Source organism: Thalassotalea sp. 273M-4 (assembly GCF_041410465.1).
In the GTDB taxonomy this organism is placed as follows: Bacteria; Pseudomonadota; Gammaproteobacteria; order Enterobacterales; family Alteromonadaceae; genus Thalassotalea_A; species Thalassotalea_A aquiviva.
The window spans coordinates 1,709,353-1,724,112 of record NZ_CP166961.1; the positions used below are offsets into that span (position 1 = coordinate 1,709,353).

A 14,760-nucleotide genomic window follows, 5' to 3' on the forward strand; every position below is an offset into this window, starting at 1 on the left:
TTTTATTCTTTTTCTACTTTAAATGTATTAAGGCTTTCCAGCGTATACATCCTGTCAGAAATTCTGTGTAAATGATAGCAAACTCGGTTAAACCAACGTATCGCCTCTAAAATTTGCGTTCCCTCACTGACACTAAGCGCCCCTTTGCCAATATCTTCGGTAACTTGCTGTCTTAATTGAAGACGAAATTCATTCACTTGTTCAGACAAAGCTAAAGCATTATTGGAAACCGTCTTGAGCTTTTCTAACTGTTCATGTTGAAGGCTTAACTGTAAATCACAAATATTTTCTTTTAACCTTTGTTTAAAGGGCGTTAACCCTTGCCATTGACTGGCTGTGATTGCTCTTGCTCTATCTTCTTCACACCGTTCATGCAGTCTTTGAAGATGATCAATAAGATGAATAGAATGAATCAACTGAGCCCAAAATTGCTCTTTAGATGGTGTCAGGTGGATCCGGTCAATATAATCGTGACATTCATTTAAACTTGTTTGAAGTTCTGATAAATCTAGCGATGAGCTCCCTAGCTTCAACAGATCCTGTAAACTATGCAGCAAGGCCAAAGTGTGTGAACGTAACGATTTTCGAACACTCAATAACGCCAAATCTGGCGTTTGTAATAAGCTTTCGTCCAGGAAGCGGTTGTGCTGATGCGGTTTTGCCACGATTAAAGTTTGCATCAAATGCGCGAAATGGTGAGTAAAAGGTAAAACCAACAAAACCCCAAGAAAATTAAAACCAGAATGAAATATAACTAAAGCTATTTCACTATCATCGGTTAATAAAGTGGGGAAAAATGTGGTTATGATGGCAATAAATGGGCTGATCAAGAAGAACGCCATAATAGCGGTTAACACGTTATATATAACATGAGAAAAACCTGTTCGCTTACTGTTTATTGACCCGCCAACCGTCGCTAGTGCAGCGGTTGCTGTAGTCCCAATGTCCATGCCTATGGCCAATGCTGCGGCTTGTTCAAACACAATAAAGTCGGCATTTAGTGCGGTTAAAGTGGCGGCAATACCAGCGCTTGAAGACTGGGTAACAATGGTAAATAAAATGCCAAAGACTATGAGTTGTATTCGACTAAACCAGGTATCACCTGGGAAGCCATCAAAGCTAAAAACCGCTTGTAATTGCTCCATCCCCAATTGCATATGGTTAATGCCTAAAAACACCAAGCCAAAGCCAGCAATACTAAAACCTAAATGCGACAACTGCCCTTTAGCCACCAATTTAAGCAAAGCACCAAAAAAGATGAAGGGAAATACTAGGATTCCAATTTTAAATTTAAAGCCCAAAAGAGCCACCAACCACCCGGTTATGGTCGTTCCTAGATTCGCCCCTATAATGATCCCTAAGCTACTGGTAAAGGTAATGATTTCGGCCGCCACAAAACCAACAGCAGCGAGTGTGGTGGCAGAAGAAGATTGCATTAAAGCGGTACATAAAGCACCAAAAGTAACCGCACTTAAAGGTGTTTTAGTTAGATGAGCAAGGATGTTTTTTATTTGTTGGCCCGCTAACTCTTTTAATCCCTGAGTCATAATAACCATGCCCAATAAAAACAGCCCTAAGCCACCTACTGTGGTAAGAATTTCCATGATTGAACAATAAAAACCTGATCTACCTTAGGTTTAGCAGTTAACCTGAGTTTGAACAACAAAACTCAGGTTTGATTTTGCTTTTGTTAAATGAAAAGAGGCACTGGTATTTTATTTGAAAAGGCGATGAGGTTGAGAACTTGTGCTAGAAAGCAAAAAGCCCGCTAAATAGCGGGCTTTTTTAACATGGCGGTGAGATAGGGATTTGAACCCTAGATACGCTACAAACGTATGCCGGTTTTCAAGACCGGTGCTTTCGACCACTCAGCCATCTCACCTGAAGTTGGTGCGAATATTATAGCTTGCAGCTGAGCTTGTAAAGTAAAAAAACTCAAATTTAAACTGTTTGCTTATTTTCAACCCAACTTGTTTTATATTCAACCACTTGCAATATAAAAAGCGTTTTTTATAACCAATATGAGGGTCAATCAGTAATTTATATTATATGAAAACCGTTGAATTGTTTGCGCTAGATCAAGCTTAAAATTCGCCTTTAGCGGATCTTATCGTTAAGATCCGATTTAATTTTATTTCATAACACAGAGATTTTAGCCAAATGAAAGGTATTCAGATTTTAAAATCATCAGACCAAGCGTTAATTAACTCAATTTGGTTAGTAAATGAAGACATCGACACGGCAATTTGCTTAGGTTCAAAAAGCGCAACAAAATACCCTGCCGACACTCAAGCTAAGTTCAGTGAACTTGCTATTGATGAGTTTAGAGATGTGAACATCGAAACAGAAAAACCTCGTGAAGGCGGTCAACATTTAAATGTCAACGTGCTGGATCGTGAAATGTTACTAGATGCTCGTGAGAATCCTGAAAAGTACCCACAATTGACCATCCGTGTGTCTGGGTATGCGGTTCGATTTAACTCATTAACCGACGAACAACAGTTAGACGTTATTAATCGAACGTTTACCGAACAATTCTAATTTCGTTGTTCGTTCGCACTGTATTAAGCCTGCTTATAGCAGGCTTTTTTATTAGCATTTTAAGGCCTATTTAATCGATTAAAACATCCGCTATTAGGTTTATAAAAACCTCTTCAACTTCTATACTGAAACTGTAAGGATGTAACATAACGAAACGTTATTAAGAGAGGAAGTATGTCTGAACATACCTATCTAGTTGCAACCGATGGCAGTGATTGCAGTATTAGAGCAGCGCAAAAAGCCATTGAACTAGCAAAACTAACCAAAGCTGCGGTAAAACTGTTTTATGTTATTGATAATACCCATAAAATGCCCTTAGCGATTGAAGGATACATCCCACCTGAGCCGAGTGAAGAAAGCCAAAAAGCGAATATTGTAGAGCATGTCATGGGACCAATGTTAAAAGAGCTACAAAGTGATGAAGTAGACGTGAGCTCTGACATCGTATTGGGTGATCCTGCTTTTCAAATCACTAAATACTTGAAAGAGAATGACGTCTCTATGTTATTTGTAGGCCGACGAAGTCGCTCTACCGTGATGGATTTATTAATCGGTAGCCTTGCCAACAAACTGGCGCACGCGGTTGAAGTACCTATCACCTTAGTGCCTTAGTAAATAACACAAAAAAGGCTGATAAATCAGCCTTTTTTCTAGTGTTTAGGTTTGTACTATTGATTATAGTTTTTTAACCGACAGGTATTCAATCTTAATTGACTGGCTGTCTATGTCTGACTTACCTTCACCTAAAATGTGCGCTTTACAATTAGCAAGTGCTTCTGGGGTATCATCAAACTGTAGACCCGCCCATTTACCACAGGTGGTAATGTTAAAAATAACTTTCATGTTAACAAAACCAGTATCTTCTGAGCCTTTACAGCTCTTACATTGCCATGGTTCATGGACGCTGGCATCACAACTTTGACTTCCTGGCAGTAATTTTACTGTATTTTTAAGGCTTTGCTTGTCCCACATAGCAAGATCAGGGTTTTCACTTAAAGGTCCCCCTTCTTTACGAACATCATCTTTACTGTTCCAGTAGTAATATTTAATGGTGTCTTTTTGCCAAGCTATAGCAAAAGTGCCTTCGGGTTTTTCTATTTCATATGGGGTACCGCTACACCCTGGATTAGGATCGCTCGAGTTAGCATTAGCACAGTTAATGGCCACAGTACTGTCATTCCACTGCCCATCAAACATCTGTGGACAAGTGTGTAAGGTATTATGAATAGTTTTATGACCATTAATGTTTTCAATAATGTCAATTTCCCCTGCCGCCGGCCAATCCGTAGGGTTTACCGGACTTGGGGTGTTATAAAAATGGCCGACGCCTGAATAACTGTCTAAATGTTTATCAGTATCTAATTTACCCTCGCCTGCGTATAGCCATGTCGGTTCTTGCCCGCCATTTAGCCACCAAGCTGGCCATAAACCATTGGCTGAAGGTAATTTACCTTTAAAAACAAACAGAATGGTTTCGTTGTTATCAATGTTGTAATACGCTTTAGAGGTTAAACGAACGGAATCAAACATCGGCACATCATCACGACTTCGAATGTACATAAACAAACCATCTTGGTTTTTTAGTTCGATCATATTGTCATGTTTCCACAGTTTACGATCGTAAATCACATCACCTGCGGTTGGATCATCGTGTGGGAATGTGGTGAAAAACTGTTGCTCAACATCTTTCATCGAATAAGACTTTCGCTCGAAGTCGAATGTATAAAAATCAGAATTATCACTCTTTGCCGTCGCAGCGGGTACTAAAGAGATTGATAGTGTGGCAATGAAAATACTGAGAATATGTTTAATCTTCATGATAAAACAAGCACCTTTTAAAATTAAATTATGGTTTTTCTCAGTATAACGGTTTGGCCGTAGATAAAAACAGAAAAAGCGATGACTCAGGGTTATTTTTAAGATAAACAGGCAAGTATGGGCTAAAAAGAGGCGGACGTCGGTCTAAGTTAATTGTCGAAATTACTCGGATAAAATTTTCGTTTTATGAATCGAGCAAAATAACTGCTGATAAACATGCCAAGCGGTATCACAATAAATGGTAAAAACGATAACCGTTCTTTAATGAACCTGTCGGTGGCTTGCGCTTCTAATTGTAAGCGTTTATCGCCAAACACCAAGTTATTGGTATGATACTTTAAATCACTCACACTCAAATCTTTTTTGCGACTTAGATGACTTAATAACACGGTTTTTTCAGTGTTAGTGATATCCACCAATCGCATGTTAATACCCATTGAGTCCCCCATTAAAGCGGATTGCTCAAAAGTATTTTTTAAATCGTATAGCGCGACAAAGTAACCAAATACATTACGTGTTTGTGTATCTAAAGGATGGGCTTGATCATTTACATCGGTTATTGGAACAATAACCACAAAATAGGGTTTTGGTTGTTGCTCTGATGGCATGGTTACTTTTCCATTAATAACCATAAATTCTTGGGTGAAAATATTTTTTTGCAGTAACGAAGGTTGTTCTAATTGCACCTTAAACTGGGGACCAAACTGCTGAATATTTTGTTTTAATTTAAGTGCATTACTGATTTCTTCATTTAAGTGTTCTGACACTAACTGATCATGTGACAGCCAGGTTAGGGATAATAAGTCTTGTTGATTAAAATTAAATTGCTTGATGGTATTTTTGATAAAATCAACATCATTATCTTTGATAACCGATACAAAGTCAGCTAGGTTTCGCAGCGTTTGAGCTTTCCAATTTAGATTTTGCTGCAATGCTTGTGCTCGTTTTTCAACAATGTGTTCAAATTCAGCGGTAATATTTTGCTTCTGATGATTTTGAATATAAAAAACAGCAACAAAAGACAAGCTTACACCGATGATCAGCATAAGTTCAGGCAAAAAATCTGATATTCTTTTATAACTGTTGTTGAAAATATTGTGTATTAACACAGTACCATGGCCTTCGTGGTTGCACGTATTTATGCAGTAATTATTCTTAGTATAAAACCTAGTAATCAAATTTGACTTAACTTGCGGGTATTAATGTCAAATTCAGACTAAGGATAGGGTAAAAACCAAGTTGATAGTTTTCATTAGCCTTGTCTGTTAATGAAGTAACGTCTTAACTTTATTAGTTATAAAGCAAAAAGCCCGCTAAATAGCGGGCTTTTTTTAACATGGCGGTGAGATAGGGATTTGAACCCTAGATGGGCTACAAACCCATGCCGGTTTTCAAGACCGGTGCTTTCGACCACTCAGCCATCTCACCTGAAGTTGGTGCGAATAATAGAGACTCTTTTTAGCCTTGTAAAGGGTTAATTTTAAAAAAAAGTTTGTTTGCCCTTTTTTTGTACATTCCGTTGATTTTTGCCTCAAATTACGCATAAATACAAGCAACAAAGATAACAACTGGAGGGTCTATGCAAAACACCAAGTGCCGGTGCCCATGGTTAGATGAGTCGAAACCCGATTATGTTAAATATCATGACGAAGAATGGGGCGTTCCTGTATTTAACGATCAAAAAATGTTTGAGTATTTAACTTTAGAAGCGGCGCAAGCGGGTTTAAGTTGGTATACCGTATTAAAAAAACGAGCAAATTACCGTCAATTGTTCGACCAGTTTGAGGTCAGCAAAGTAGCGAAATACGACGATGCTAAAATTGAGGCTTTACTGCAAAACCCTGGTATTATTCGAAACCGTTTAAAAGTGCAAGCCGCTGTTAATAACGCCAAGCAATTTATTAAAATTCAGCAAGAGTTTGGTAGTTTTTGTGATTACATTTGGGCCTTCGTTGACTTTAAACCCATTAATAATTCACTAAAGACCTTAACTGATTACCCATCTAGCTCCCCTATTTCAGACAAAATAAGTAAAGATTTAAAAAAACGTGGATTCAAATTTATTGGCTCGACCATCATTTATGCTTACATGCAAGCGTGCGGGATGGTAAATGATCACAGCATCGATTGCTTTCGTAATAATGAAGTAAGCCAAATTCGATAATATTTTGTCACAGCTTTCGCTTGGAATTGTTAAAAAAGCTGTGTCATAATATGTCAAAGATGGTTTACCTTACGCGCGCTTTGCGATATAAAGGTAATTAAATTTAGGTTAAAGACAGATAATTCCTTCGTAAATAAAATTGGATTGAATTTTTTCGCTTTAACCCCATCTAAATTAAAGTAATTAACTTTTCAGAGGAAATTTTATGCAATCTCAAATGGATTTTAATGTTGCGAGTCAAAGCTCAGCAATTGAAATCAACAAAGTTCTGCGTAACACATACATGTTACTTGGTATGACACTAGCCTTTAGTGCCGTAACAGCAGGCGTTTCTATGGCTATGGGTCTGTCTCACATTGCCGCGTTAGTTATGACGTTGGTGGCATTTGGTTTGCTGTTTGTCGTTCACAAACAAGCCGATAAAGCGAACGGTATCTTCTGGATCTTTGCTTTTACAGGTTTAATGGGCGCTTCACTAGGGCCAATGCTTAATGTTTATGCTTCTTTACCTAACGGTGGCTCTTTAATCATGCAAGCCTTAGGCGGTACAGCGTTAATTTTCTTCGCATTATCTGCCTACGCCTTAACCAGTAAGAAAGACTTCTCATTTATGGGTGGCTTTTTAATGGTCGGCTTAATCGTTGCTTTGATCGCAGGTATTGCTAACATTTTCTTAGGCATCCCTGCACTTTCATTAGCAATCAGTGCTGCCATCATTATGATCATGTCTGGTTTAATTTTATTTGACACCAGTCGTATTATTCACGGTGGTGAGCGCAACTACATCCGTGCAACAGTATCTTTGTACTTAAATATTTATAATATTTTCGTACACTTATTGCACTTATTAGGCGCTCTTTCTGGTAATGACGATTAATATATGATGTAAAATCATTTATACTATAAAGGCTCCTTTGGGAGCCTTTTTTATTTGTTAAATTAACTCATTCATTGTAAGGAAAGTCTTTGAGTTGTTATGCACTTGTGGTCAGTACTGCACCGACCGACAACAAAACCAATACAGCATTAGAAATCGCCAAAAGCTTAATAGCCAGTGGCCACCGTATTAATGGTGTGTTCTTTTACCAACAAGGCGTATTAAACGCGAATACCAATATTCAAGTTCCATCAGATGAAGTAAACTTGCTTAACGAATGGGTCGCGTTTCATCAAAACAGCCAAACCCCATTACATTTGTGTATTAGCGCTGCAGAAAAGCGTGGTTTATCAGACTCAACCGATACCCCTTTACAGCACAATATTCACCAAGCCTTTACTATATCGGGTTTAGGAGAGTTGGCCGTATTAACAAATGGTGCTGATAAGGTAGTGCAATTATGAGCGCAAACGCTGCAAAACCCGCCAAACATTACGCGATCATTAATTCTCAATCAACGTTTCACGCCGGTATCGGCAAAGAAGCACTTGATGCAGCCTTAATTCTCGCCAGCTATGAGCTAAAAGTGAGCATGTTTTTTATCGGAGATGGTGTTTACCAAATTCAAAAAAATCAACTGCCACAGGAAATAAGTCATAAAGATTATGTCGCCACGTTCCAAGCATTGGAATTTTACGATATTGAAGATATTTATATTTGTAAAGCCTCATTACAAGCGAGGCAATTAAGCGAGCAGTCGGTATTTGAGCATGCCAATATTGTTGCACCTGCCGACATCAAACAATCTTTAGCTGATTGCGATGTCGTTTTAACGTTTTAAGGAAATTCATGGCAAATTTACATTTAGTGCGAACGTCCGGCTTTCAATCTGACCGGTTAAGTTTATGCCTTAGCCTGTTAAATAATGATGATCGGGTTTTGTTATTAGATGATGGCGTTTACAATGTGAACCACCCGAGTCTTTTAACCTTATCAAATACCATTCTTTATCTAGACTTACACGCTAGCGCCCGTGGTATTAATCCAGCCAAATTGTTTAAGGCCGTGGATTATAAAAGCCTAATAGAAGAAACCGAACAAGCAGAGAAAATCATTACATGGCAATAATGTTTAATAACCAAGAAATTGAAACAGACAAACAAGGCTACTTACTCAACGTCAGTGACTGGCACCAAGACCTTGCGGTTATCATCGCCGAACAAGAGCAAATAACCTTAACCGAAGATCATTGGGAAGTGGTTAATTTTGTCCGTAATTTTTACTTAACCTACAAAACGTCACCTGCCATTAGAGCCTTAATAAAGGCATTAAAAGCAGAATTTGGTGAAGAAAAAGCCAACAGTCGTTATTTGTATCGCCTGTTCCCCAAAGGTCCAGCTAAACAAGCCACTAAAATTGCGGGTTTACCCAAACCAGCTCGCTGTATTTAAATGATAAACCAGCTAACAACGCTTTCAATAAAGTGTGTTAGCTGGCGTTACATCTCTTGTTTGTTGTTAGCGCCCCCCTTCACTAAGCCCTTCACTGCGCCCTTCTATTGAACTTCACTTTACTTGTTGACTTGTTTTAGTCAAAAGAACCATTTTCTTACCCTATTAATGGGATAAATTGTTTTGCCTATATAAGATCTGCTATGGTGTATATTAACAATTTATTAACCTAGGTTGACATCATGAGTAAGAAGATTTTCATCAATGGCGCGGCATATGACATTGACGTGCCCGAAGACATGCCTTTATTGTGGTTTTTACGTGACCGACTAGAGTTTACGGGCACCAAATTTGGCTGTGGTTCAGGCCTTTGTGGTGCTTGTACCGTACATGTAGACGGGGTCGCCATGCGCTCTTGTATCACTCCGTTAAATTCAATCATTGATAAACAAATCACCACCATTGAAGGCTTGTCAAAAGATGGTCAACATCCTCTGCAAAAGGCTTGGTTAGAGCATAATGTCCCCCAATGTGGATATTGCCAAGCGGGGCAAATTATGAATGCAGCCAGTTTACTTAATAGCAACCCTAACCCTACAGATGAAGAAATCGTCAGTGCCATGCAAGGCAATATTTGCCGTTGCGGCACCTATCAGCGAATAAAAAAAGCGATTAAATCTGCTTCTTACGATTTAGCTAAGGAGGTTTAAGATGAACCCACATGTAATCGCTGCCATGAAAGCAAGTGGCTATAATGTAGAACCTAGCAATCAAAGCCGTCGTACTTTTTTAAAAACGGCTACGGTCACCACCACCGGCTTAATGATTGGAATTACATTGCCCGGTGTTAGTGCCAATACCACTTCCCCTGATGCTGAAACATTTAATCCAAGCGCTTTTATACATCTTGATAGCAATGGCGATACCACACTATATTGTGGTCGCTGTGAAATGGGTCAAGGCATTAGTACCGCTTTACCGGCGGCTGTAGCCGATGAAATGGAAGCAGATTGGTCACGCGTAACCGTAAAACAAGGTGAGGGAAATAAAGAAAAGTATGGGCCTCAGGCAACAGGTGGATCAGCGAGTATTCGAGTCATGTTTCAACCAATGCGAGAAGCAGGTGCCTCGGCTAAACTCATGTTAATCGCGGCTGCGGCAAAAGTTTGGGGCACATCGGTCGATAATTGCTACGCTGAAAATCATTTTGTCATTAATAAAGCCACAAAACAAACATTGGCATACGGTGAACTCGCATCTTTGGCCGCGCTTCAGCCAGTTCCCAATAAACCTAAATTAAAACAAAAAAGCGAGTATCGTTATATTGGTAAAGCGCTAGATCGACATGACCAACATATGGTTGTGGTGGGCAAACGAACCTATGGCGTAGATACCAAGCTTCCAGGTCTAAAGTATGCGGCCATAACACACTGCCCAGTGTTTGGTGGGCGATTAAAATCGCTCGATAAAACCGATGCATTAAACGTTAAAGGCGTTATTGATGTCGTAGAGATTTCTCCGTTAAAAGTGCCCTTTGGCTCACTTGGCGGTGTCGCGGTTGTTGCAGATAACACTTGGACAGCTCAACAAGCGTTGAAAAAGCTAAAAATTGAATGGGATAGTGGCCCTAACGGTAATTATGACACCAAACAGTATCGCAAGATGTTGGTTAAAAATGTAGAAAAGCCAGCAGAGCTTGTCAGTGAGCGTGGCGATATCACAAAAGCATTTGCAAAAGCCAAACATAAAGTCAGTGCAACGTACACCGGTGGTCATTTGTCTCATTCGCCAATGGAGCCTAATGCCAGTGTGGTTTGGGTTAAAGACGATCGATGTGAAGTGTGGGCATCAACTCAAAGCCCGGAAGACATTCAAAAAGTGTTAGCACAATACTTAAACCTTAAACAAGAGAACATTTATGTTAACGTGATGATGGCTGGCGGTGCATTTGGCCGTAAATTTAAATGCGATTATGTTCATGAAGCAGCCGTTTTATCTAAACACATTAATGCGCCAGTACAACTGACCTGGAGCAGAGAAGAGGATACTCGTACCGGTTATTATCATTCTATTAATGCGCAACATATTGAAGGCGCGTTAGATAATGATGGTAATGTGACAGGTTGGCTTCATCGAGCGGCATTTCCCTCGATTACCTCTTTATTCGTACCCGGCTTACAAAAGGCACCAGCAGATAGCTTAAAAGACGTAGATGATCACCCTTTTGGCGTAGCAAATTTTCGCAGCGAAACGGGTGAAGCGCCTGCACACACTCGAATTGGCTGGTATCGAGCTGTTTATGCTATTTTTTATGGCTTTGCGTTTAATAGCTTTGCTAATGAATTGGCTTATAAAGCGGGTAAAGATCCCCTTGCCTTTTTAAACAATTTATATGACAGCAACCCAAATCCAGACCAAAAGGAGCAAGTAGAGCGCTCTAAAGCCGTCCTTAATCTGGTCGCAAACAAGTCGGGCTATGGCAAAACGCTGCCACCAGGTGAAGCCATCGGCTTAGCAGTGCATTATAGCTTTCAAAGCTATGTTGCGATGGCGGTTCATGTAAAAGTAGACGGTGATAACATTGAGGTGGTAAACGTAGATTGTGCGATTGATTGCGGTCAGGTCTTAAATACTGACGGAGCTACAGCACAAATGGAAGGTGCTGTCGTTATGGGGATGTCATTAGCACTTTATACCGAAGTTACTTTTAAAGATGGCGCTGTGGTGAATTCCAATTTTCACGACTACCCTGTTCTTCGCATCAATGAAATGCCCAATGTACGTGTTCATATTATGGATTCAGATCATCCACCTACGGGGCTTGGTGAACCTGGGGTATCGCCGTTTGCGCCCGCTTTAACCAATGCCATATTTGCGGCCACAGGCAAGCGTTATAGAGACTTGCCTATTAAACCCCTTAAAATCTAATATGAGGTAATGTTTGCCCACAAAAACTAAGGTTCTTGTCTTTGGTGCCAGTGGTTATATTGGCACCCACTTGGTTCCAGAACTTAAACAACATGGCTATGATGTGCGCGCAAGCGCACGTCAAAAAAGGGTTCTACTCGCTCGCGGTTGGGAAGATATAGAAACCGTTTCTGCCGATGCTTTAAAACCAGAAACTCTGGGGCAAGCATTAGCCAATATAGACATCGCTTTTTATTTGGTACACTCAATGGCTGCGGGCAAAGACTTTGCCAAACTTGACAATCAAGCCGCCCATAATTTTGTCAAAGCAGCTGAGCAAGCTGGTGTAAAGCGCATCATTTATTTAGGCAGCCTACTCCCCCCCAACGCTCAATCAGAACATTTTCTTTCGCGCAAACAAACAGGTGAAATTTTAGCGTCCACTTCGGTGCCGGTGACCGAAGTAAGAGCTGGAATCATTGTTGGTCCGGGCTCAGCGGCATTCGAAGTGATGCGTGATATTGTTAATCATTTACCCATTCTCCTTACCCCAAAGTGGGTATTATCCAAAGCAAAACCTATCGCTTTGACAAATTTGCTCAGCTACTTTATTAAATTAATTGAATTACCAATACAAGGAAACAAAATCTATGAGGTAGGTGGTCCTGACGTATTAACGTATGAACAAATGATGAAAGAATACGCTAAATACACAAAGCATAAATTTAACCTTATTAAAGTACCGTTATTAACCCCTAAAATGGTGTCTTATTGGCTGAGAGCCGTGACCTCGGTGCCCGCTAATATTGCTAAAGCTTTAATAGAAGGTTTAAAGCAGGATGTGATCCCAAACGATGAAGAAATAAAATCACTAATCCCATTAAAATTAATAACATTTGAACAAGCCGTATATGAGTGTTTAGAGGTTGAGCAACAAAATACTAAAGTAGCCCATTGGGTGACTGGCTCGATTTCATGTCGAGATTATGATCCAAAATTCAGTTTTTATGCAAAAAATACTGGCGACAGCGCTCGCTCATCAGCCAGTGTCGAGGCAATATTTGAGCAAGTGACGGCATTTGGGGGCAGTAAAGGGTTTTATTATGCTGATTTTTTATGGTATTTGCGCCGAGTTTTAGATTGGTTTTTTGGTGGCCCGAGCTTTCGTCGCGAGCGTCGCCATCCAGTCAATGTGCGAGTTGGTGATGTCGTTGATTCATGGCGAGTTATTGCTTTGCAACCCCCCAATGTAATGACTTTAAAAATGGAAATGAAAGGCCCTGGTTCGGGCGTATTAGAATTTATTATTCGGGATAAAGGCGATCATAGATTGATCTTAGCGAACGCTTATTGGCACCCAGCAGGCCCGCTTGGTTTGATTTACTGGTATGTTTGCTTACCTGCACATGTCTTTTTATTTAAAGGATTAACCGAGCAAATCGCCAAAAGAGCAGAGCTGGCAGAAAAGAACGCACCACCAGATAAAGCCTAGTCGAATTAACATGCTCATCGACAACTCAGTTATGCTGTTTTGGCTAATTTATCAGCGAATTCTACCTAATTCTTTTTCGACAATAAATACTCCGCTACAGCTTGATAGGCAGGTAATGAGGTAGGATCAATGTAGCCATTTTTGGCTTCAGGAAAAGAGGCAAAACGCACAATAACCATCTCTGCCACAGGATCGACATAAATTGTTTGGCCGTGAACACCTCGGGCCGCATAGGCGCCATGTAAATTGTGAAATATCCACCACATACTGCGATAACTTCCACCTGGTAGCGATGCATAACCAGCCTTTGCAAAAGCCTGTTTGTCTCCACCTTTTTTAATACTTCTTATCACAGATTTCGGTACAATTTGCTGTCCATCTAATGCCCCGTCATTTAACATAAGTTGTCCAACACGGCCTAAATCTCTAAGACCTGCACTCAAACCGCCACCGGCAAAAGGTACCCCTTTACCATCGATGGTCATGTACGCATCTTGTTCCGCACCAATTTTTTGCCAAATTTTCTCAGACAATAAATCGGCTAAATTTTTATTCGCACTGCGAGACACTAACCAACCTAAGGCATCACTATTGATGGTCTTATAACCAAAAGCTTCGCCATGCTCGCCACTTTTTTTAACCGTTTGTAAGTATTCATAATAGCCATTAGGGCCTTGATAGTCTGCTGGTTTTGGTAATGGGCTGGCGGCAGCCGAATAAATCCAAATATCGGCGTTAGGATCTGAATAATCTTCGCTGTAATTTAATCCTGTGGTCATATCCATCACTTGGCGAACCGTAGCATCCTCAAATGCACTGCCTTTTAATTCTGGAATAATCGATCCGACTAAAGCCGTCTCATCTAGCGTCCCTTCTGCGACTAACATCTCAGCTAACAGCCCAGTAAAAGACTTGGTCATTGACATGGCTGCATGTTTAGCATTTTCATCAAGACAGCCAATATATTTTTCATAAACAACTTTACCTTTATGTAAAATCAACATGCCGTCGGTATAGTTTGCAGATAAAGACTGCTTCCAGGTCATGGTATTTTGGCTACCCGAGGGCTTAAAGGTTACGTTGTCAATGTTTTCATCTAGGGCATAGTCAAAGGCTGTAGCATCAGCAAACCCTTTGACGACATTTTTTGTCGGTAAAAACTCTCTTATATGACAGACTGTCCAACGTAGTTTTGGAAAACTAAAATAGTTCGATTGAGGTTGACTTATAAGCTTATCAGGTGGTGGTGGATTACCAACCATCCAACCTAAAACTTTAGGATCTGACTCTTCTGCTGAAAGATGTTTGGTTTTTCCTGCACAAGCGGTATTACAAAAACCAATAAAAATGGATAAAAATAAGACTGAATATGTTGTTGTTTTCAATTTAAAAGGCGTCATATTACGTTGAATCTCTCGTTATTAAAGCCAAAGCTTTAGGTGTATAACGTGTTGCGGTGCAAGTCAAAAACAGGCATTTTATTAGGACTTGCACGTTCAGCACCTATTAA

General features: G+C 40.0%; 15 protein-coding genes and 2 tRNA genes. 11 read left to right on the forward strand and 6 right to left on the reverse strand.

The window, feature by feature from the left end:
• Positions 1-2: 2 nt before the first annotated feature.
• Positions 3-1,604, reverse strand: a complete 1,602-nt coding sequence (locus ACAY00_RS07735) for a Na/Pi cotransporter family protein (protein WP_371372197.1) — start codon at positions 1,602-1,604, stop codon at positions 3-5.
• A 187-nt stretch (positions 1,605-1,791) separates the two neighbouring features.
• Positions 1,792-1,882 (reverse strand) — tRNA-Ser (locus ACAY00_RS07740).
• 278 nt (positions 1,883-2,160) lie between these two features.
• Here ACAY00_RS07740 and ACAY00_RS07745 point away from each other — a divergent pair.
• Positions 2,161-2,541 (forward strand): glycine radical domain-containing protein, encoded by a 381-nt coding sequence (locus ACAY00_RS07745; RefSeq protein ID WP_371372199.1) that lies wholly within the window; start codon positions 2,161-2,163, stop codon positions 2,539-2,541.
• A gap of 174 nt (positions 2,542-2,715) precedes the next feature.
• On the forward strand, positions 2,716-3,153 hold the full coding sequence (locus ACAY00_RS07750) for a universal stress protein (RefSeq protein ID WP_371372201.1): 438 nt from the start codon (positions 2,716-2,718) through the stop codon (positions 3,151-3,153).
• A 63-nt stretch (positions 3,154-3,216) separates the two neighbouring features.
• Here the strand turns inward: ACAY00_RS07750 and ACAY00_RS07755 are convergent, their stop codons facing one another.
• The 3 genes from ACAY00_RS07755 to ACAY00_RS07765 all read right to left on the reverse strand — a co-directional run bounded on the left by ACAY00_RS07755 (position 3,217) and on the right by ACAY00_RS07765 (position 5,787).
• Positions 3,217-4,359: a hypothetical protein gene (locus ACAY00_RS07755; RefSeq protein ID WP_371372203.1), complete on the reverse strand. Its 1,143-nt coding sequence runs from the start codon at positions 4,357-4,359 to the stop codon at positions 3,217-3,219.
• Between the two features lie 149 nt (positions 4,360-4,508).
• Positions 4,509-5,417 (reverse strand): hypothetical protein, encoded by a 909-nt coding sequence (locus ACAY00_RS07760; RefSeq protein WP_371372205.1) that lies wholly within the window; start codon positions 5,415-5,417, stop codon positions 4,509-4,511.
• 279 nt (positions 5,418-5,696) lie between these two features.
• Positions 5,697-5,787: transfer RNA gene (locus tag ACAY00_RS07765), tRNA-Ser, on the reverse strand.
• Positions 5,788-5,938: 151 nt separating this feature from the next.
• Here ACAY00_RS07765 and ACAY00_RS07770 point away from each other — a divergent pair.
• From ACAY00_RS07770 to ACAY00_RS07810, 9 genes are all read left to right on the forward strand, one after another.
• A complete protein-coding gene (locus ACAY00_RS07770; protein ID WP_371372207.1) occupies positions 5,939-6,523 on the forward strand; it encodes a DNA-3-methyladenine glycosylase I in 585 nt (194 codons plus the stop codon).
• Positions 6,524-6,728: 205 nt separating this feature from the next.
• Complete coding sequence (locus ACAY00_RS07775; RefSeq protein ID WP_371372210.1) at positions 6,729-7,400, forward strand: Bax inhibitor-1/YccA family protein; 672 nt, start codon at positions 6,729-6,731, stop codon at positions 7,398-7,400.
• A gap of 89 nt (positions 7,401-7,489) precedes the next feature.
• The gene (gene tusD, locus ACAY00_RS07780; protein ID WP_371372212.1) at positions 7,490-7,864 is read left to right on the forward strand and encodes a sulfurtransferase complex subunit TusD; all 375 of its coding nucleotides are present in this window, start codon (positions 7,490-7,492) and stop codon (positions 7,862-7,864) included.
• The gene (tusC, locus tag ACAY00_RS07785) at positions 7,861-8,241 is read left to right on the forward strand and encodes a sulfurtransferase complex subunit TusC (RefSeq protein ID WP_371372214.1); all 381 of its coding nucleotides are present in this window, start codon (positions 7,861-7,863) and stop codon (positions 8,239-8,241) included. The genes tusD and tusC overlap by 4 nt, the downstream gene beginning before the upstream one ends.
• Positions 8,242-8,249: 8 nt before the next feature.
• Positions 8,250-8,528 carry a sulfurtransferase complex subunit TusB gene (tusB, locus tag ACAY00_RS07790; protein ID WP_371372216.1) on the forward strand — a complete coding sequence of 93 codons (279 nt, stop codon included), beginning with the start codon at positions 8,250-8,252 and terminating at the stop codon, positions 8,526-8,528.
• Entirely contained in the window at positions 8,519-8,851 is a 333-nt protein-coding gene (locus tag ACAY00_RS07795; protein ID WP_371372218.1) for a TusE/DsrC/DsvC family sulfur relay protein, read from the forward strand. Before tusB ends, ACAY00_RS07795 begins: the two co-directional genes overlap by 10 nt.
• 242 nt (positions 8,852-9,093) lie before the next feature.
• Positions 9,094-9,561 (forward strand): (2Fe-2S)-binding protein, encoded by a 468-nt coding sequence (locus ACAY00_RS07800; protein WP_371372220.1) that lies wholly within the window; start codon positions 9,094-9,096, stop codon positions 9,559-9,561.
• Position 9,562: 1 nt separating this feature from the next.
• Positions 9,563-11,779 (forward strand): xanthine dehydrogenase family protein molybdopterin-binding subunit, encoded by a 2,217-nt coding sequence (locus tag ACAY00_RS07805; RefSeq protein ID WP_371372222.1) that lies wholly within the window; start codon positions 9,563-9,565, stop codon positions 11,777-11,779.
• A gap of 13 nt (positions 11,780-11,792) precedes the next feature.
• Entirely contained in the window at positions 11,793-13,250 is a 1,458-nt protein-coding gene (locus ACAY00_RS07810; RefSeq protein WP_371372224.1) for a DUF2867 domain-containing protein, read from the forward strand.
• A 65-nt stretch (positions 13,251-13,315) separates the two neighbouring features.
• Here the strand turns inward: ACAY00_RS07810 and ACAY00_RS07815 are convergent, their stop codons facing one another.
• Entirely contained in the window at positions 13,316-14,650 is a 1,335-nt protein-coding gene (locus ACAY00_RS07815; protein WP_371372226.1) for a serine hydrolase domain-containing protein, read from the reverse strand.
• Positions 14,651-14,760 lie beyond the last annotated feature (110 nt).